The sequence below is a fragment of the Neobacillus nitrireducens genome (genome assembly GCF_030915405.1).
GTDB lineage: Bacteria > Bacillota > Bacilli > Bacillales > Cytobacillaceae > Neobacillus.
In genome coordinates, this window is the sequence record NZ_CP133262.1 from 672,915 (window position 1) to 692,229 (window position 19,315).

Annotated in this window: 19 protein-coding genes; 10 read left to right on the forward strand and 9 right to left on the reverse strand. The window is 36.3% G+C overall.

Translation table 11 applies throughout. From position 1 onward, the window contains the following. Positions 1-65: 65 nt before the first annotated feature. A complete protein-coding gene (locus RCG22_RS03200; protein WP_308105692.1) occupies positions 66-1,424 on the reverse strand; it encodes an arsenic transporter in 1,359 nt (452 codons plus the stop codon). 129 nt (positions 1,425-1,553) lie between these two features. Next, a complete protein-coding gene (locus tag RCG22_RS03205; RefSeq protein WP_308105693.1) occupies positions 1,554-2,777 on the reverse strand; it encodes a coiled-coil domain-containing protein in 1,224 nt (407 codons plus the stop codon). 252 nt (positions 2,778-3,029) lie between these two features. On the opposite strand from RCG22_RS03205, the gene RCG22_RS03210 reads away from it, so the two are divergent. From RCG22_RS03210 to RCG22_RS03230, 5 genes are all read left to right on the forward strand, one after another. Beyond that, positions 3,030-4,115, forward strand: a complete 1,086-nt coding sequence (locus tag RCG22_RS03210; RefSeq protein WP_308105694.1) for a CotH kinase family protein — start codon at positions 3,030-3,032, stop codon at positions 4,113-4,115. A gap of 138 nt (positions 4,116-4,253) precedes the next feature. Next, positions 4,254-4,775: a hypothetical protein gene (locus tag RCG22_RS03215; RefSeq protein WP_308105695.1), complete on the forward strand. Its 522-nt coding sequence runs from the start codon at positions 4,254-4,256 to the stop codon at positions 4,773-4,775. A 58-nt stretch (positions 4,776-4,833) separates the two neighbouring features. Beyond that, positions 4,834-6,072: a hypothetical protein gene (locus RCG22_RS03220; RefSeq protein ID WP_308105696.1), complete on the forward strand. Its 1,239-nt coding sequence runs from the start codon at positions 4,834-4,836 to the stop codon at positions 6,070-6,072. Positions 6,073-6,265: 193 nt separating this feature from the next. Beyond that, complete coding sequence (locus RCG22_RS03225; RefSeq protein WP_066254658.1) at positions 6,266-6,943, forward strand: DUF2642 domain-containing protein; 678 nt, start codon at positions 6,266-6,268, stop codon at positions 6,941-6,943. Positions 6,944-7,106: 163 nt separating this feature from the next. After that, positions 7,107-8,486 (forward strand): IS1182 family transposase, encoded by a 1,380-nt coding sequence (locus tag RCG22_RS03230; protein ID WP_308105697.1) that lies wholly within the window; start codon positions 7,107-7,109, stop codon positions 8,484-8,486. Between the two features lie 113 nt (positions 8,487-8,599). On the opposite strand, the gene RCG22_RS03235 is transcribed toward RCG22_RS03230, so the two are convergent. Continuing rightward, a complete protein-coding gene (locus RCG22_RS03235) occupies positions 8,600-9,241 on the reverse strand; it encodes a phosphatase PAP2 family protein (RefSeq protein ID WP_308105698.1) in 642 nt (213 codons plus the stop codon). Between the two features lie 129 nt (positions 9,242-9,370). On the opposite strand from RCG22_RS03235, the gene RCG22_RS03240 reads away from it, so the two are divergent. Both RCG22_RS03240 and RCG22_RS03245 read left to right on the forward strand, forming a co-directional pair. Further along, on the forward strand, positions 9,371-9,811 hold the full coding sequence (locus RCG22_RS03240) for a thiol-disulfide oxidoreductase DCC family protein (RefSeq protein WP_308105699.1): 441 nt from the start codon (positions 9,371-9,373) through the stop codon (positions 9,809-9,811). A 92-nt stretch (positions 9,812-9,903) separates the two neighbouring features. Next, complete coding sequence (locus tag RCG22_RS03245; RefSeq protein ID WP_308105700.1) at positions 9,904-11,094, forward strand: M14 family metallopeptidase; 1,191 nt, start codon at positions 9,904-9,906, stop codon at positions 11,092-11,094. 43 nt (positions 11,095-11,137) lie between these two features. On the opposite strand, the gene RCG22_RS03250 is transcribed toward RCG22_RS03245, so the two are convergent. From RCG22_RS03250 to RCG22_RS03275, 6 genes are all read right to left on the reverse strand, one after another. Further along, entirely contained in the window at positions 11,138-11,548 is a 411-nt protein-coding gene (locus RCG22_RS03250; protein ID WP_308105701.1) for a VOC family protein, read from the reverse strand. A gap of 94 nt (positions 11,549-11,642) precedes the next feature. After that, a complete protein-coding gene (locus RCG22_RS03255) occupies positions 11,643-12,194 on the reverse strand; it encodes a GNAT family N-acetyltransferase (protein WP_308105702.1) in 552 nt (183 codons plus the stop codon). 896 nt (positions 12,195-13,090) lie between these two features. Then, the gene (locus RCG22_RS03260; RefSeq protein ID WP_308105703.1) at positions 13,091-13,783 is read right to left on the reverse strand and encodes a hypothetical protein; all 693 of its coding nucleotides are present in this window, start codon (positions 13,781-13,783) and stop codon (positions 13,091-13,093) included. 14 nt (positions 13,784-13,797) lie between these two features. Further along, on the reverse strand, positions 13,798-14,265 hold the full coding sequence (locus RCG22_RS03265) for a hypothetical protein (RefSeq protein ID WP_308105704.1): 468 nt from the start codon (positions 14,263-14,265) through the stop codon (positions 13,798-13,800). A gap of 75 nt (positions 14,266-14,340) precedes the next feature. Beyond that, complete coding sequence (istB, locus tag RCG22_RS03270; protein ID WP_308105705.1) at positions 14,341-15,078, reverse strand: IS21-like element helper ATPase IstB; 738 nt, start codon at positions 15,076-15,078, stop codon at positions 14,341-14,343. Continuing rightward, a complete protein-coding gene (locus RCG22_RS03275) occupies positions 15,078-15,851 on the reverse strand; it encodes a hypothetical protein (RefSeq protein ID WP_308105706.1) in 774 nt (257 codons plus the stop codon). Before RCG22_RS03275 ends, istB begins: the two co-directional genes overlap by 1 nt. A 176-nt stretch (positions 15,852-16,027) precedes the next feature. Between RCG22_RS03275 and RCG22_RS03280 the strand changes: the two genes are divergently transcribed. From RCG22_RS03280 to RCG22_RS03290, 3 genes are read left to right on the forward strand one after another with little or no spacing between them, the layout of a single operon-like run. Beyond that, complete coding sequence (locus RCG22_RS03280; RefSeq protein WP_308105707.1) at positions 16,028-17,272, forward strand: site-specific integrase; 1,245 nt, start codon at positions 16,028-16,030, stop codon at positions 17,270-17,272. 3 nt (positions 17,273-17,275) lie between these two features. Continuing rightward, positions 17,276-18,238, forward strand: coding sequence for a tyrosine-type recombinase/integrase (locus RCG22_RS03285; protein WP_308105708.1), 963 nt, complete (start codon positions 17,276-17,278; stop codon positions 18,236-18,238). Then, positions 18,235-19,248 (forward strand): site-specific integrase, encoded by a 1,014-nt coding sequence (locus RCG22_RS03290; protein WP_308105709.1) that lies wholly within the window; start codon positions 18,235-18,237, stop codon positions 19,246-19,248. Before RCG22_RS03285 ends, RCG22_RS03290 begins: the two co-directional genes overlap by 4 nt. Positions 19,249-19,315 lie beyond the last annotated feature (67 nt).

The following is a 19,315-nucleotide window of genomic DNA, read 5'->3' on the forward strand; positions in this document are numbered from 1 at the left end:
CTAAAAAATACCAGGCCTGTTCCGTTTATTCCAACGTATAAGGCTTGGTATTTTCATTTTATTAATCATTTTACAAAGACGAGTAATAGCCACAGGTACAAGCTAATTAAAGTGAATACCAATGTTGGTGGAATAACCACGAAGGTGATTTTCATATAATCGAGCCACGTTATTTTTATTTTATTCGTTTTTAAAATATGCATCCATAGTAGAGTTGCTAGGGTTCCAATTGGTAATATGAGCGACCCAATGTCACTGCCAATGATGTTTGATAGGTAAACAGTTTTCGTTAATAAGGAGCCTAGTCCCATTTCCGTCAAGGCCAATGTTGAGATCATTAAGGCAGGATGATTGTTAAAGATATTTGAAAGAAAGGCAGTAATCACACCCATGGTTAGACTAGCATGCAGCAAACTATCACTAACGATTGGTTTTAGATAGCTTAATAGCAGATTTGATAATCCTATATTGTGTAATCCGTAGATAATGACATACATGCTAAAGGCAAAGATTAGTATATGCCATGGTATCTTACCGACCACGTCCTTAGGGTTTATTTTTAAGTGGATCCATCTCCAAATCAACAAGATAACAGAACCACACACGGCAACCAACGAAACGGAGATGCCGATAAAGGAAGCCACGAAAAGACTAATCCGAACAATGAATACAAAGATAAGCATGTTGATCATGAGTTTCTTTTGTTGATTAAATAGGCTTTCAGAGCCTTGTTGCAGAGGATGGTATGGACGGTTTTTTTGTAGTGGTATGGAGTAGGAATGGAAGCGTATTTCTTTTGGAATATCTTTCTTGAAAACGAGGAATAGGAGATAGGATAAAAATAGTAATCCCAGAACCCCTGGAACAAACATCATTTCTGTTTGGAGATACAAATCCATTCCGATTATTTTCAAGGCGATTAGATTAACGATATTACTAACACCGATTGGAGCACTTGATGCAGTCGCTATTAACGCACCACTTAAGAGAAATGGTATCTTTTGCCTGTTTTTTAACTTTAAATTATTTAAAATTAAAATCAGTATGGGTGTTGTAATTAGGATACTTCCGTCGTTGTTAAAAAATAAAGTCATTAAAAAGCAGAGTAATAAGGTATTCCAAAATAAGCGAATTCCTGATCCTTTTGATATTTTTAACATTAAAGCAGCTGTCCAGCTAAAGAATCCAAAGCTTTCAAGTACGATAGCCATAACGATAGTAGCAATAATAGTAATTGCTGCTCCTGTTACCTTTGAGCCTATGTCAAGTAAATCTACCATCGAAACGCTTCCACTCATAAAAACGAGGATGGCCCCTATTGTTGCAGGGATTGCTTCATTCATATTTTTTGGACGGATAAAGATCAAGACCATTGTCAGTATAAAAGCAAATATAGTGATGATTACCGTCGATTGATGATACATATAAATTAATTTACTCCCTTCACTTAAGTTTCCTTCGAGATTTTTCAGTTTAGTAATCCTTGTCCTGTACTTTATAGTACGTGCTATAGATGGGGCTTGTTCTAAACGAATGTCTCGGAATGGGATAAATCAGCATGTATCTAGAAATATTATTAAAAATATGAATGGATTTTTACCTATTATTTTATAAATAGGCAAATGTCTTGCATCCTTTTTAATAGGTATATGTACCAATTGATTGACAAAAAAACCGATACTTTTAAAGTATCGGTCGTTTATGTTAATGCTTTTTACCTTTTGGCCCTTTAGGGCGAGGTTTTTTGCCACTTCCGTTGCTGCCTGAGCTTCCTGAACTTCCACTGCCTGAGCTTCCTGAACTTCCACTGCCTGAGCTTCCTGAACTTCCACTGCCTGAGCTTCCTGAACTTCCACTGCCTGAGCTTCCTGAACTTCCGCTGCCTGAGCTTCCTGAACTTCCACTGCCTGAGCTTCCTGAACTTCCACTGCCTGAGCTTCCTGAACTTCCGCTGCCTGAGCTACCCGAACTTCCGCTACCTGTGCTGCCTGAACTTCCGCTGCCTGAGCTTCCTGAACTTCCGCTACCTGTGCTGCCTGAACTTCCGCTACCTGAACTTCCGCTGCTTCCTTTTTTTCCTTTAGGGCCTTTAGGTCCTTTTGGGTGAGGTTTTTTGCCGCTGCCTGAGCTGCCAGAACTTCCACTGCCTGTGCTACCTGAACTTCCGCTGCCTGAGCTACCTGAACTTCCGCTGCCTGTGCTACCTGAACTTCCACTGCCTGTGCTACCTGAACTTCCGCTGCCTGTGCTGCCAGAACTTCCACTGCCTGTGCTACCTGAACTTCCACTGCCTGTGCTGCCTGAAGTTCCGCTGCCTGTGCTGCCTGAACTTCCACTGCATGTGCTACCTGAACTTCCGCTGCATGTGCTACCTGAACTTCCGCTGCCTGTGCTGCCTGAAGTTCCGCTACCTGAGCTGCCTGAACTTCCGCTGCTACCTTTTTTTCCTTTAGGTCCTTTAGGGCGAGGTTTTTTACCGCTTCCTGAGCTTCCTGAGCTTCCTGAGCTTCCGCTGCCTGAGCTGCCTGAGCTTCCTGAACTTCCTGAACTTCCTGAACTTCCTGAACATCCGCTGCCTGAGCTGCCTGAGCTTCCGCTTGTTCCACTACCTGTACTTCCACAGCCACTGCTGCCACTGCCGCTTGTTCTACTGCCAGTGCTTCCACTTCCACTTGTTCCACTGCCAGTACTTCCGCTGCCGCTTGTGCCACTGCCAGTACTTCCACTAGTTCCTGTACTACCTGAACTTGGATTTCCTTTTGGACCTTTTTTACCAACAGGATTATTATCTAGAAAGCTTACTACACCATTTTCTTTAGCTTGTGAAAGTAATTGTTCAATATCAAGCTTTAGTACCATTTTCCCACCACTTTCTTAACAAATTTTTCTTTTCTATTTCAATTTATGATGATTTTATCTATTTGACATAGACAATCATATATTTTTAGACTCATAATTTTAGATTTTCTACACACAACCACCAATAAGGATGCATATATCTAAAAAAAATGTTATTTAGGAGAATTCAAGTGTTAAAATATGAAATTTTAATTAATCCGAAGTGGTTAAGAAAATTGGATAACGACATTTGGAACGATGATTTGGTACCTGCTGTATTAAAGATAGGTAAAGAACGTTTTAGTATAAAAATTGCCTATCGTGGGAATGTCATTAGGGATAAGAAAAAAAAATCATATCGCATCGTTTTTCAAAAACCGTACAAGGTCAATGGTGCGCATGAGATTCACCTCAATGCCGAATTTTCAGATGTATCATTAAGTAGAAACAAATTATCGCTCGATTTTTTTAATCGTATTGGTGTCGTTTCTCCTCATTCCCAGCATGTTCTGTTGTATGTTAATGGATATAACAAAGGGATCTATTTAGAGATAGAATCTTTTGATCAATATCTGCTTGAAAAAAGAAATTTGCCGGATGGCGCGATTATTTATGCAACCAATAATCGAGCGAATTTCTCTTTATTAACCAAGAAAAAGGAAATTAAAAAACGTTTAGACCAAGGATACACATTAAAATATGGTAAAAAAGAAGATATGGTTGATGTACAAAAGTTAATAGCGATGATTAATGCCTTAAGTAACGAAGACTTTGAAAAAGAAATCCCAAAAGTATTGGATATTGAGAAATACTTAAGATGGGTATCTGCGGCAGTATGTGTTCAAAATTATGATGGCTTTATCCATAATTATGCCTTGTATAAAAATGGCCAAACTGGATTATATGAGATCTCTCCTTGGGATTATGATGGGACCTGGGGAAGAAACCTTCACGGCAGAAAGCTTGATTATGACTATGTTCCATTAACCGGATATAACACACTTTCAGCAAGACTTTTCCACTATCCACACTTTAGAAATCTATATCATGAAATCTTATCTAATATTTTGGAAAAAGACTTCACTTTAGAGATACAAAAACCGATGATTAATGACCTATTCAATTCGTTAAAACCGTACATTAGTCTAGATCCGTATATAAGCACTACAGCAGCAACCTTAGAGCAAGAAAAAAAGGTTTATTTTAATTTTATTAAGAAGAGAAACGCTTTTCTTAAGGAAGAATTAACATCTTTTATAAAGGAAAACAGTATATGAATCTCAATCATATACTTTTTTTTGCCTATTTTTACCCAAAACAGGAAAAAAAGGCTACTTCTTTAGTACAACATCATCCCGTGATACATATAGATGCAGTGTAAATGTTTATTTAATTTAAAGGAGGATAATTCTTTTATGGAAAAAGAGATGATGAATTTATTTGTAGGTAAAACAATCAAGGTTGACCGCGGAGGTCCCGAATCAAGGAGTGGGAAATTATTAGCTGTTCTTGATGACTTCTTTGTCCTTTTAACTGAAACTGATGGCGTCGTTTACTATAAAACAAATCACATTAGAAGCGTTACAGAAAGTTCTAAGGATGATATGAAGTTCGGCTTAAAGGTCCCAGAAAAATTTGATTTTAAAACAGCTAATAACTTTGAAAAGCTATTGGAAGGTATCAGATTTCAATGGGTGAGAATTAATCGTGGAGGTCCTGAATCATTCGAGGGTGTTTTAAGCGAAGCAAATAAACATTTTGCTTCCCTAATTGTGAAAGAAGAAGTTGTTCGGGTATCCATGAAGCATATTCGAAACATCAGCTATGGACTAAGGGTTGAAACATCGAACGATGGCGGTTCTGGGAACTCAAAAGATAATGATGATGATAATAAGAACGATAATAATAAGAACGATGATAAAGACGATAACGAATAAAAAATATGTCGCTTCTCCAATAGAGGAGCGACCATTTATCACTTAAGGAGGATTAAATATGGGTGGAGAGAAATTTTCAGCTGCATTGGATTTATTAAAAGGCTTTGAAGTAAATCTATTTGTAGGTGAAGATATTTTTAAAGGAAAACTAATCGGTGTTGAAGCAGACCATGTAGTGTTAGAAACTGAAAATAATTACATTTTTTATTATAACATCGATAAAATTCAAGCCATTACAAAAAATACAAAAAAGTTTCAGCCTGAGAAAACAACGGCAAAGTTTCAAAAAACACAAAGCTTAGTAGACCTACTCCAGTCTTTTCAACATACGTGGGTAACGATTTTGAGTATTAACAAACAACGATTTACTGGTGTTTTAAGCGAAATCGATGAAGACTTTGCTACTCTAATTAATGGTGAAGAGCGAATTTTAATTAAATTAGCACATGTATCCAACATCCTCAAAGGGTTTATTAAAGAAGAAGCTTCAGATAAGTCATCATCCAAGGGCAACGATAAAAATGAAGCGAAAGACAAATCAGATAGTTTCTCAGATAAAGATGATTCCAAAAAAGAGGAGAAATCAAAGTCAGAATCAAAAGAGGATAGCAAAAACTCAGATAAAAAACAAAAATCTGAGAAAAACGAGAAAAATGATAAAAAAGATAAAAATGAGAAAAAACAAGATGCGATAGTTATGGAAGAATCGAACAATACAATGGTTTGGTCACAGCCAATTAAGATTGAGGCTACAATGGTTCAAACCAAGGATGAGATTCTTTCGACTTCTGTGAAGACTAAAAAATCATCACATGCTGAAGAAAAGGATTCGTCAAAAACTTCTTCTGAAATGAAAAAGTCCAAAGAGCAGAGCACTCGAGATAAAAAGTCTGAAGAAACTAAATCGAGTAAGTCAAAAGAAAGTGATCAATCAAAAGAAATGAAACCTGTAAAAGAATCAGTATCCTTTCAAAATAATGATAATACGCCAGCACCACCATTAAAATTACAAAATAGTGAAGTAAAAACAACGAAAACACAAGATACTTCCATTCCTGTTAAAACTTTTTCTATACAAAATCAGGCAACGAAGAAACCAGAAAATAAAGCTGAGAATAAAGCTGAGAATAAAACCAATGATATGAACACGAATAGCAACAGTCAAAATGTATGGAAACAAAAAGAGCAGGATAAAAGAGTTTTTCGTTTTGCAGGTGAACCAGCAAATGAAGACAACCAAAAAGCTTTCCCATTTGCAGGATGGCCAAACAGAAACAATCGAGCAACAAGATTTTAATTTTATGAATTCTTGATGGAATAGTCTAAATTCATTTAGGTTTGTTCCTTCATTTTACCCCATTTTTTAACCCCCAAAATACCATACAAATATGAGCTGGGCAGTTCTAACCAAGTATATATGAATTAAGCAATTCCTCTTTTCAGCCCTCCTCTATTTGTTAATGGGTATACCTAGGAAAGGATGTGAGTAAATGAAGTTGAAAGATAATATCGGAAAATATATTAAACTGGAGATCTCGGGAAAGAAATTCATTAGTGGGTTATTGATTGATGTAGGCACCGATTTATGGGTTGTTTTTAATGGATATGATTACCTATACATCCCCGCAATCCATTGCCAAAATTGGCGCTATTTAAAACAAGACGAAATTAATGAGTTCGATGAAATTACTCTTCAAGACGAACCAGCGCCAATCTATAATAATAACGAAGAAATCTCGTTGAGAAAAACTTTGACTGCAGCGAAAGGAATCTTTACAGAAATATATGTTACTAGTAACCTTGCCCTTCATGGCTACATCATTAGTATTATGAATAATTATTTTGTTTTCTACTCCCCAATCTACAAAACCATGTTTATCTCCCTTAACCATTTAAAATGGTTAATTCCTTACACAAATAATCAACGTCCCTACGGCCTAAGCAACGCAAATCTTCCAGTAAACCCAAGCAATATAACCTTTGCAAGATCTTTCGAGGTACAAATCGAAAAGTTAACAGGTGAATTGATTGTCTTTAATATCGGTGAAAATGAGCATGTCATTGGGAAGATTCAAGGAATAAATAATAATTTTGTTGAATTAATTGGCGCAAAAGAAGATCCAGTCTTTATTAATCTTCAACACATAAAAACAATCCATATGACGTAATCGGATTATTTTTTCTATGCATTATAAGTAAACAAGCTTTTGAAAAAAAAACAGAGTGTCTAAAGACACTCCATTCTGTTGAAAAAGTCTTTTGTCAATAGACAAAATAGTAAAAAAATTATAAAATCTCCTCGAAGCTATATAAAAAAGAGGAGGTTTTTTTATGCTATTCTCGCATTCTCCTCATCAAGTTGAACAGAATCGAAAATTTTATTTCCAAATGTATGATAGTACACATCAATTAGTTAAGCTGGATCAAACGATGAATTGGTATGATCTTTATGAAAAACTAAAACCCTATTTTCCAAAGCGAAATGGTCGACCTACGGTCGATCCAATTGTATTGGTAAAAATCCTTATGATTCAAGGTTTGGAAGGATTTCGTTCGATCCGCTTTACATGTAAGCAAGTTCAATCAAACGCGACATATCGGTGGTTTTTAGGAATATCCCCATTTAAAAAAGTACCAGATCATTCTACCATCTCAAGATTTCTCTGGGAAAGACTAGGTGGACCAACTTTCTGGAGAAAGCTGTTCAATTTTCATTTAAGAATGATTAATCAAGAAGGATTCCTCTCACACGAAACTTGGGTTGCAGATGAAACAGAATTAAAAGCTAATGCTAATAAACGAATAAGAGAAGTACATATCATTGAAAAGTTGAGCAAAGAAGAGAAGGAAAATCTACTGTTAATTAATCAGTTCCGAAACAGGTATGGCAAGAAACCATTAAAAGAGAAAGAAGACCAGAAAAAGCTTAAACGTGAAAATAGGAGCCCTGTTGACCCAGATGCTCGATTATCAGTAAAACACGAAAAACGTGGACAGTTTGCGTACTTTGAACACCGGGTGGTTGATTCCCTTCACAATTTTATTATTGCAACTGAAGTCACAGCTGCAAATGTGCCAGGGCATAAAATTCTTCCATCCCAGTTGGATTCCTTACGGAATCTTTTTGGTCGTTACTCTGCTGAGATTGCTTTAGATTCTGGTTACTATAATGCACGATTGGCGAAAGAATTATTTAATCGAGAGATTTTTGCTTATATTGCGTATCGCAGACAACCCAATAAAGAGCATCCAGAATGTCGTAGAATCCAGTTTCATAAAGTAAGGGAAGACTTCTACAGTTGCCCCTGTGGTGTTCCGTTTTCCTATCGAACCACAACACGCGACGGTTACCACGAATTCAAGCCACCAAAAGGTGGGTGCAAGGGATGTTCTTTTGTAAAAAAGGCTGGAGAAGACCGAACACTTCGGGTATCGATTCACCAAGCCATTTACGACCAAATACGTAAACAACGTCTATCGTACCGTGGAAAAATCTTACGTTTGGTTCGACCTGCTACGGTAGAATTAAGTTTCGCGCATAGTAAAGAACTCCACGGTATGCGCTATGCGCGTTACCGTGGAGTCCTAAAAGTAGAGACGCAAGTTTTGATGACAGCCATCATTCAAAACTTGAAAAAGTGGACCAAACTCCGCTCGTTACAGAAAATTGGTCTACACCTCACTAATGAAATTATAGAAGATTCAGAATAACTTTTCAAACAATGAATTCCATGTGAAATTTCACAGGAATTTCATTGACCAATTTGTTTTTCAACACTAAGGAGTGTCTAAAGACACTCTTTTTATTAGTGATTAAATTGTAACTATTTTTCTTTAACATAAACAGTTTCTGTTTTTCGGGAAAATGATATGAATTCAAACGCAATTCCGTAAAGGAAAGTAACCAAGAACATGGAACCAATCATATCAAAAATAACATGTTGCTTAACAAAAAGGGTTGAAATAATGATCAAGGTCCCGATACCATGGATACATATATTGTTTATTAGATGTTTATTTTTAACATGAAGGGAAGCAAGCATGATAACAAATGTTGTCAGGACATGGATGCTTGGAAAACAATTAAACGGACGATCATTATTGTATATCCACAAAACCAGATGATTAAAGACGTTATTATCAGTGATCGTAGGTCTTGGAACGGTTGTTTGAAAGAAGAAATAAATGACAAAACATATTAGTTCGGCTATAACAATTAAAATCAACGTTTTAAGGTACACTTTTGTGTCTTTAAAACAAAAGTAAACTAAATAACAAAAGATATAGGCATACCAAAGAATATAGGGAATGATAAATACCGACAAAAACGGAATCGCTTGGTCTAACGCCGTACTAATATCGATAGCTCTATGTGAATGGGAATTTAATAATTCATAAATTTTGGCTAAAAGAGGAATCACAAGTAAAAATAATAAGTAGGGAGCTTTTTTTATTAAACTTTTCAATAAGACCCCTCCCTTTAATAAATTAGTAACTTTTAAGATTGCTAAAATAAAATATCGAACACATTTCATATTACCATAAAACTGGGGTAAATAAACGTTATTTTTTGATGTCATTTTTAGAATATTATTATGGTAAAATTAGGACAATACAAAATTATAAGTAAAGCTGGTGTAACCTTGGATCGGATCATTTTATTTGATGGTGTGTGTAATCTGTGTAACACTAGTGTGAAATTTATTATTAAAAGAGACTCTGAAGGTCAATTTAAGTTTGCATCTCTCCAAAGCGAGACAGGTCAGACTCTTTTAAGAATGCATGGATTGAATAAAGATTTAAACAGTTTCGTCCTTTTAGAAGATGACAAAGTCTATCTCAAATCAAGTGCAGCTCTCCGTGTTTGCAGGAAACTTGGCAGCGCGTGGCCCGCATTATCGCTCTTCCGTTTCCTCCCTCCTTTTATCAGAGATCTCCTTTACGATTTTGTTGCCAAGAACCGATATAAATGGTTTGGAAAAGAAGAAAGCTGTTTGGTCCCTTCTCCAGAATGGAAACAAAGATTTCTCGACTAACGATGCTGCCTGACACTCTAAATCTAACTAATATTTTATTCCCTTAAGCATAGATATTATTAATACTATTTTTTTACTGCAGGAGGGTCTAAATGGAGATTGTGGTAAGACAAGGTGATTCATTATGGCATTACAGCCAAATGTTTCAGATTAGATTAGAGCTGATTACTGACTCCAACCCAAAGGTCGACCCAAATAATCTTTCTGTTGGCCAACAGATACGGGTTCCAGGTTTTGTTGCTAAGGAATATCAGATACTCCCCGGAGACTCATTATGGCGCATAGCTCAAAACTTGAATCTCCCTCTTGAAGCAATGGAATTGGTTAATCCTGAAATAAATGCCTCAAACCTCACCCCTGGACTAACGATAAAAATCCCAACCCGGATTCACTGGAGATTAGTGGAAAGTTCTCAAAGATATGATTACAGCAATCTGGTAAAGGATCTTAACCGATTAAAAGAGCTATATCCGTTTTTACAAGTAACCCCCACCGGAAAGACCGTTCTCGGTAAAGAAATTCCCGAAATAATAATCGGTTCCGGTGAAAAAAGGGTTCATTATAATGGTTCCTTTCATGCCAATGAATGGATTACTTCCCTGGTGATTATGACTTTTTTAAATGATTACCTATTATCGTTGACAAATCATCAGCCCTTGCGCGGACAACATGCTTTTCCCCTTTATCAAAATACTATATTATCAATCGTCCCAATGGTGAATCCAGATGGAGTTGACCTTGTTTTAAACGGTCCACCTGAAAACGAACCATGGCAAAAACGAGTGGTTGAAATGAATAAAGGAAGTACAGACTTTACGGAATGGAAAGCGAATATTAGAGGTGTCGATCTTAACGACCAATTTCCGGCAAGATGGGAATTAGAAAAGGCGCGCAATCCTAACAAGCCTGGGCCAAGAGATTACGTAGGAGAAAAACCTTTAACAGAACCGGAAGCAAATGCTATGGCGGAACTGACACGAAAAAAAGATTTTGCACGAGTCCTTGCCTTTCATACACAGGGAGAGGTCATTTACTGGGGTTTTGAAAATCTTGAGCCGGCGGAGTCGGAAGTCATTGTGAAAGAATTTAGCAGAGTGAGTGGTTACGAGCCTGTTAAAACCATCGAGAGCTATGCCGGTTACAAAGACTGGTTTATACAAGATTGGCAACGGCCAGGTTTTACAATTGAACTCGGCTTCGGCATAAATCCACTTCCGTTATCTATGTTTGATGATATCTATAAAAAATCACTGGGAATTTTCTTGGCAGGACTTTACATGTAAGTAAGGAGACTGGAAAATTCCTGCCTCCTTTCTTTTGGATCTATTAAGATTTCGTATGATTTAGATCCCAAATTACGCCAAAAGCATCTTTAACCTTTGCATATTTTGCTCCCCAAAAAGTATCCTGGAGCTCCATGAAAACTGTTCCGTTTTGACTAAGCGTTTCATAAACTTTTTGGATTTCCTCTTCACTTTCGAATTCCAAAGTTAATGATATATTATTGCCTATGACTACTGAATTGCCCGGAAACGAATCCGAAACCATTAGAAATAAATCACCACTTTTAAATTGTGCATGAATAATTAGATCATGAGCCTCTGGAGGTGTAGGATAGTCTGCTTCACCATAGGTTTGGAGGTTAGACATCTCCCCGCTAAACACATCCTTGTAAAAATTCAACGCCTCTTTTGCCTTTCCATCAAACATTAAGTATGGTGTTGCTTGACCTTTCATATTTAACTCTCCTTTCAGTGAAAACCTCAGTATTATTTACGACACTTCCAACAATAAGACCTGCTTCATCAAAAATTTATTTTTTCTTTCCCAATTATGACCGTTGATAGGATGTCTTATGAAACTTTTCAATATATTTAAACAGTTTCTCACCTTGTTCAGGTACATTGGTGTCAGGCACCATTTTTAAATACATCGCTCGATAGGATTCAGGGACCCAGATGTAATCGTGAATGTATTCTGTCATTGTAAATCCGCACTTTTCCCAAAACTGATTTCTTGCTAGTGTTTCAGGCGTATTTGCTGATTCTACTTCTATTACCAGACTTTTTACATTTATTTTGTTCATCGACCATTCTCGTATGTATTCGATCATTTTCATTCCAATCCCACGGTGCTGGTATTTAGAATCAACAGCTAAATAATCTATGATCAAAGCATCGATTCCTTCCAGCTTTCCTGTTATTGCCATAGCTGCAACCTTACTCTCCTCAAATGCTAAATGTAAGTAACAAAGTTGTTTTCTGAACATATTATGGATGATTTTCTCTGGCTTTGCCCCTTTCCCATCGAATGCTTGATGGTAAATCGGGCTTATTTGGTTCCAAACCTCTTGACTCCACTTTTCTAACGTTTGAAATTCCAAGGCTTTTTGCCTCCTATGTCTTAGCTTTATTACCAAATTGCCCACTTATTCTAATTCTTATAAAAAAAGAACCTCTGAAGTAATTTCAAAGGTTCAAATGAGAACTTGGTGGTCTATGCCAAGTCCTTTATTAGGAGGTCTAAACTCAGAAGAATTTAAACATCTCTATATTAACATTTTCTAAATATTCTTTCAATCATTATTACGTTAAAGTGGAAAAGAGGTACGAATGACACAGAAAAAATCAAAGTATTTCCTTGTGAAAAATAGATTGGTTAATTGATATCCGTAATTTTCCCCTCTTTTTTCAAAAAGATAAATTTCATTGTTGACATACATGTATATACAAGTTAGAATGAAAACGCAGTCACAACTTGTATATACAAGATATTAAGTTTAATGAAAACGTACTCATATCTTGTATATGGGGTAGCGTCAGGAAAATGCGGATTTACAACGTTAAGGAAATTCCAAAATAAAAAGCCAAGTTTCTCAATAAAATTAAGAAATTTGGCTTTTTTGTTGCTCTGGAAAAGCGCCCGTTTGTTGAAGATCAATGGCTGTTGAAACTGGCTCGTATTTATTTAACTCTAGAATCTGTTAGTTGAAGAAAAAAATAAGGTTTACTTAATTTTCTTCTTCTCCATACGAAATAATATGGACTTCAAACCTAATATTTAAGGGGTAGTACCAGCGTGGCTGACACCACCCGCAAAGTAAGTGTAATTAGATGGAAAATTCATTGATTACTTCGTTATATTCTTGTTGGGCATCCGTAATGGCTAGGTTTGAGTAGAATATAATTTCGATCTTAAAATAGACAGCAACATCCCCAAATAAAATTAAAAAGGGTTAACCATTACAATTAGGAGTGGTTAACCCTTACGCTATTCTGGTTATTTTTTGATTAAATCTACATATAGAACTTGATTATTTGTTAAATTAACCGTTAAATAAATGGTATTTACTATTTGTCCAAAAAGAGACAATGATAGTGAGTTTTTTAGTTCTTCTTCCAAAAACCAACCGCTAGGTCGTAAAGTAAATTTTCCTTCGCGGTCCAAATATGTTTTTTCTATAAATTCCAGAATTTCTTTTGTTTCACTCGTTGCTTTCACTTTAAAATTTAATTGATCATCCAGGAGTTGATAGTGGATTTGATTCCCATATCCAAAGTCATTATCGCTAATAATATCATTTTCTGTTTTAAAATATACATCTTTAACTAATTCATTTAATGTTTTACATTTTATCATGTCAATAAAAATCTCTTTGGAGCTATTCTTGAGATCTTCTATTTGTATGGATTGAATCTGATTTTGTGATATTACTTCTCGAATAACTTTAAAGTGTTTGACAACATCACATAAGATCTTATCTGTATACCCAATAGTTGAAGGTATTGAGGTTTGTATAGTTTTAAAACGTTTTTCTAATATATATGGAGCAATTAAAAATTGTGAAACAGGTGAAATAGGGAAAATGCCCTCATTTTCTTGGTTTTTTATTGTTCTTATTTCGATATCGTGAAGTTCGGCATTTTGAAAATCAATCACCGCTTCTTTACATACTGTTTTTAACCAATTCATGTCATCACCTACTATTATTTAACATAGAATTCTTGTGAGAACACAGTATAAAGGTAATAAGAGTCGTACCTACCGTAAACTGTCCCCTCAATTGCTGTGTGGTAATAATCTCCACCACCTACAAATTCTTCAACTTGGCCGTATACAACACTACGTGCAGGATTAACACCAAAATTGATATCATCACTTCCAGCATTTAAACCGATTGAATCATAGAAACTAACAGTTGTACTTATACCATTAATAGTATCATTATACGCTCTGAAAGTTACATCACAAATTCCATATCCGCCTCCCCCATCCTTACAAGTCGAGGTAACGGTCACATAACGAGTAGAGGCTGTGTTAGCAGTCCCGTCCGGCTTTTTTGGGTATAGCTTAACAGTATTAACCTTTACTGCATTATCATTTTGTTGAGCGAAAGCGTTTGAAACAGGTGTGAAAGCGAACAATAAAAATGAAAAAAGCAAAAACATTAACAACTTCTGTTTTTTGCAAGCAAAAAGTGCAGATAAATGCAGCGAAATTTACATAGGCTTGCAGCTTATATTTTTACATTAAATACCATTTTGTGTTTTCACTGAAGAAAGTGCATTTTTTAGCCTGTAACTTTCCCCTGTAAACGCAATTACATGGGCATGGTGCACCAATCGGTCCACAAGGGCAGAAGTTAAGCGGTTATCCCCAAAGACCCGATTCCATTGACCAAATTCTAGGTTAGAGGTTACAATGACACTCTTGTGCTCGTAACAGTCTGCGATAATATGAAACAATAATTCAGAGCCTTGTTTTTGAAAAGGTACGTATCCCAATTCGTCCAATATAAGTAAGTCGCATTTCTCAATTTGGCGTTTTAATCTGTGTAAAGTGCCTGCTTTCATCGCTTCTTCTAATTGTCCCACTAAATCAGCTACCGGAAAGAAACGGACTTCATATCCCATTTCACAAGCCTTTACACCTAAGGCCGTCCCTAAACATGTTTTACCTGTACCCGGTGTTCCCATAAGTAGTAGGTTCTGCTTTTCCTTGATAAAACGAAGGTCACAAATTTCCTCTTTCGAGGTTGTGGCTGGTAAGTGTAGCTGCTCAGTCCATTCATAGTCCTTAAGCCATTTAAGTTCTCTAAATTTAGCCTTTTTTAATAGTTTAGCTATCTTTGTAGTCTGCCTAGAATTGACTTCAATCAATAGAACATCACTTAAAAACTGTTCTTTATTTTCAAAAGGGATATCCTCAAACCCTTCAATAATGTGGGCAAGGTGAAGTGATTTACAAATAGCTTTTAAATCTGCCATTAGGAAGCACCTCCTTCCAGGGAAGGACAAAGCCTTTTATCATAAATATTCAAATCCGTTTCATAGTTAAGCAAAATCTCAGGAGTATGTATTTCATTTAATTTTTCTGGATAAGATGCTTCCCGGGCTTCAAGGATAAACCCTAGTTCATGAGGGGCCCTTTCAAACCGTTCTTTCCTTTCCAAAGCCATATGAATATCATTTAACGTATGCTTTTCTAGTAATTTCTTTATGCCTTTAACCCGAGATCGAGTTTCTTCCGAACGTATCGTCAGATACGTTTGAACCCTCTCTGGTAAATACTTAAAGAACCGTGAATACCTAACAGACCGTGGCTTCTTCTCCCAATCTATTAAAATATCATTCCAGGGAATCGCTCTTGTGGTATTCATATAAGGGCGGGCTTCTTGATAAACCATTTCCCCATCATTCATAAAACAGGTAAATTGATCCCACTCCATTTTGATGACTAATGTCTGTTTCATTTTCGCCTTGTGGATAACGAACTTTTCTCCATCAACTTCAATTTCGCCATACTTATTGACCTTTGTGGATTTCACTGAAAAAATGGATAGGTCGGTTAAAGGCAAGGCCTTCAAATGCTTTTTATCCTCCATCCACAGCTCTTCAATCAATACACCTTTTTCATAATGGGGACGTTTCCGGTCCTTTTCCATTTCCTCTTTCATCCAGTCCGCTAATTGTGGAAAACTCTCCATTATGGGTGCCGTTGTAAACAGATTATTTCTTGTATAGCCGACCTTCTTTTCCACATTTCCTTTCTAATGTAAAGCTTTACATAAGAAAGGTAATGGAAAGCGCAGGATAATGTAAAGTAAAGTTATGAAAGGACGATAAGAACAAGATTATTTCGTATTTTTACTTTACATTATCAAACCTCTATATTTGATACAGTCAACCAAGCCTACATCATTTAGGAGGTACAAAAATGGAAATTAAAACAAAGAAACTTGAAACGTTGACCACAGAGGTAGCCGCCTATTTTCACAAACTTTCCTATTCTGATTCAAGAATTAGTCAATATCGTTCTGCCTGGCAACGGTTGGCTACTTTTATGGAGAATGAGGAACTACATCTATATTCTGCGGCTGTTGGAGAATCATTTATTTACCACCTTATATGTGACAGATCATTTGAAGAACTTAACCGTTGGGAAAAAGACATTATTCAATGCGTCAACGTACTAACTGAATTTCAAAAGACTGGTTTTGTGAAGTTCAGACGAATTCAGAAATTCAGGGAGTTAAAAGGCCCTGTTGGTGATTCGATGAATGATTATATTGCATATCGAAAATCCTTTGGTATCGCAAAAGGTACGATAGATGAATACAAACTACACCTTAGCCGTTTTCTACACTACCTGAATGAAATTAAAGACTTTAGCCTTGGTTCATTAAACCATCGTCATATCAATGATTTTGTATATAATCTAGGCTTTTATACACCATATACTAGGCATAGAATGCTTTCTATACTAAAGGGGTATTTTTCGTATCTTTACGATAACAATCAGTTGGAAATCGATTATTCCCAAACAATTCCGAAAGAAAAATTTGTTAAGCAACCAAAGCTTCCTAGCGTTTATTCCAAGGATGAAGTAGAATCATTAATTTCTGCAATTGACAGAAGCAATCCCAAAGGAAAACGGGATTATGCAATGGTTCTTTTAGCAGCAAGATTAGGGCTCAGAGCTTCCGACATCTGCAATATCAAGTTTGAGAACTTATTATGGGAGCAAAGTCTTATCGTTTTGACACAACATAAGACCGGAAAAAGAATAGAATTACCTCTTATGTCAGAGCTCGGAGAAGCTTTGATAGATTATCTCAAATATGGACGACCTGTTTCTGAATTACCATTTATTTTTCTACGCATGGTATCACCATACGATCGACTTAATCGATCTACTCTACACAGTATTGTCTGTTTTTATCTCCGCAGGGCAGGTATAAAATATGAGGGTAACCGCAAACACGGCCCACATGCACTACGGCATAGTCTGGCCGGTATCCTACTTGAGAAAAAGACACCTATTCCTGTCATATCAGAAGTGCTTGGCCATAAAAATACTGAAAGCACAAAATTCTATCTTAAGATTGATCTCCAGTCATTAAGCCAATGTTCTCTTGAAGTTCCACCTCTTTCTACACCTTTTTATGAAGGGGGTATGTGAAAAATGGGTAGATATAATGGCATTTATTCTACACTTATCGATCAATATATCAGCTTCAAAAGGAATCTAGGATATAAGTTTATTGACGCAATGTACACTTATTCTTTATTTGATAGGTTTACAATCGATAACAATGAAATAAAAATTGGTATTACTAAGGATTTAGCCGAAAAATGGGCGGTAAAACGCCCCAATGAATCAGATTCTACTAGGTACAAAAGAATTTTTTACCTTGCCCAATTTTCATCATTTTTGAATGAAATGGGCTATCCTTCTTATGTACCCAAATTACCAAAGACTAATAAAAGTACTTTCACACCTTATATCTTTTCTGAAAAAGAAATCGAAGCTATTTTTCAGTCTAGTGACCAGCTTAAAACGAATGGGAATATGGATTCATGCATCAATATCATACCCGCGCTTTTTAGAGTTCTTTATAGTACTGGTATTCGTATTAGTGAAGCTATAAGTTTGAAAAATGATGATGTCAACCTTGATGGTAAATATTTTGTCATTAAAGAAAGTAAAAACGGACAAGAACGGATGATACCTTTATCTAATTCGCTAGTTCATATATTAGAACAATACAGAAATTCACTGCCTGAAACTCACGTTTCAAAAGATTATTTCTTTGTAAAACGTAATGGTCGAAAATGTTCTTCGAAAGTAGTGTATGAATGGTTTCGCAAGGTAATATGGAACGCTGGTATTATGCATGGCGGGCGAGGACACGGACCAGGACTCCACAGTTTTCGCCATACGTTCAGTGTACATTCATTAGCAGCAATGGCAAGATCAGGATTGGATTTGTATTACTGTTTGCCCATTCTCTCAACGTATCTTGGTCACCAGTCACTAGAGGCTACAGATAAATATGTAAGGCTAACATCAGACATGTACCCTAGTATATTTTCAGATGTCAATAGCATATGTGCTTATGTATTTCCGGAGGTGAATAACCAATGAAACCTACTGATTTCTCGAAGTATTTGACAGATTTTCTAACCCGATATATGCCTGGTGAAATTGGTGCTAGCAGCAACACTATTGCATCATATAAAGATACATTTATCTTGTTTCTTATATTCTCAAAGGACAGGAAAGCCATACCGGCAAACAAATTAACACTTAATCTAATTACCCAAGGATTAATCGTGGAATTTTTGGAATGGATTGAAACTGAAAGGAAATGCAGTGCAGCTACCAGAAACGTACGATTAGCAGCATTGAATTCATTTTTCCGATACTTACAGTACCAGAATCCAGAAAACTTGTTGGAATGGCAAAGGATTCTATCAATCCCAGTTAAGAAGACGGAAAAACCAACCATCAAATATTTGACCTTAGATGGGATTAAGCTTCTTCTACAAGAACCTGATCAATCCAAACCTAGTGGGAGAAGGGATCTTGCACTATTATCACTAATGTATGATAGTGGTGCTAGGGTGCAGGAAATCATAGATTTATCTCCATCGATGATTAGGCTCGAAGAGCCTTGTACCATTAAGTTAATCGGGAAGGGTAATAAGGCAAGAATCGTTCCTCTTATGGAATCGCAGATAGAATTGTTGAAAAGATATATGATTGAACAGAAGCTCATGGACCCCTCTGCAAACATGTACCCATTATTTAGCAACAATAAGAAGGAAAAACTCACCAGAGCAGGCGTAAATTATATACTTGGAAAATACGCAAAGCAGGCAAGAATAAAAAACCCTGCCCTTATACCAGAAAAACTCAGCTGTCACTGTCTACGGCATTCCAAGGCGATGCATCTTCTGCAGTCCGGTGTTAATTTGGTATATATACGTGATATTCTTGGTCATACTTCGGTTCAAGTAACTGAAATTTATGCTAGAACGGACTCCAAGATGAAACGAGAAGCTATTGAAAAAGCTTATACTAAGGTAACTCCTGAGGAAACACCCGTGTGGCTGGTTAATGATGATCTTTTGAATTGGCTCAAGTCATTTTGAAAATATATTAGTGTAGTTAATGTAAAGTAAAAAGCCTCACTATATGGAGTCCTTGTAGCATTTTTAT

Bases quoted from the DNA above. Each gene is read 5' to 3' on its own strand.
- RCG22_RS03250 (WP_308105701.1), bottom strand. From the start codon at position 11,548: ATGAAAGGTCAAGCAACACCATACTTAATGTTTGATGGAAAGGCAAAA.
- RCG22_RS03245 (WP_308105700.1), top strand. From the start codon at position 9,904: ATGGAGATTGTGGTAAGACAAGGTGATTCATTATGGCATTACAGCCAA.
- RCG22_RS03285 (WP_308105708.1), top strand. From the start codon at position 17,276: ATGGGTAGATATAATGGCATTTATTCTACACTTATCGATCAATATATC.
- RCG22_RS03230 (WP_308105697.1), top strand. From the start codon at position 7,107: ATGCTATTCTCGCATTCTCCTCATCAAGTTGAACAGAATCGAAAATTT.
- RCG22_RS03225 (WP_066254658.1), top strand. From the start codon at position 6,266: ATGAAGTTGAAAGATAATATCGGAAAATATATTAAACTGGAGATCTCG.
- RCG22_RS03200 (WP_308105692.1), bottom strand. From the start codon at position 1,424: ATGTATCATCAATCGACGGTAATCATCACTATATTTGCTTTTATACTG.
- istB (WP_308105705.1), bottom strand. From the start codon at position 15,078: ATGGCAGATTTAAAAGCTATTTGTAAATCACTTCACCTTGCCCACATT.
- RCG22_RS03240 (WP_308105699.1), top strand. From the start codon at position 9,371: ATGGTAAAATTAGGACAATACAAAATTATAAGTAAAGCTGGTGTAACC.
- RCG22_RS03220 (WP_308105696.1), top strand. From the start codon at position 4,834: ATGGGTGGAGAGAAATTTTCAGCTGCATTGGATTTATTAAAAGGCTTT.
- RCG22_RS03215 (WP_308105695.1), top strand. From the start codon at position 4,254: ATGGAAAAAGAGATGATGAATTTATTTGTAGGTAAAACAATCAAGGTT.
- RCG22_RS03280 (WP_308105707.1), top strand. From the start codon at position 16,028: ATGGAAATTAAAACAAAGAAACTTGAAACGTTGACCACAGAGGTAGCC.
- RCG22_RS03290 (WP_308105709.1), top strand. From the start codon at position 18,235: ATGAAACCTACTGATTTCTCGAAGTATTTGACAGATTTTCTAACCCGA.
- RCG22_RS03260 (WP_308105703.1), bottom strand. From the start codon at position 13,783: ATGAATTGGTTAAAAACAGTATGTAAAGAAGCGGTGATTGATTTTCAA.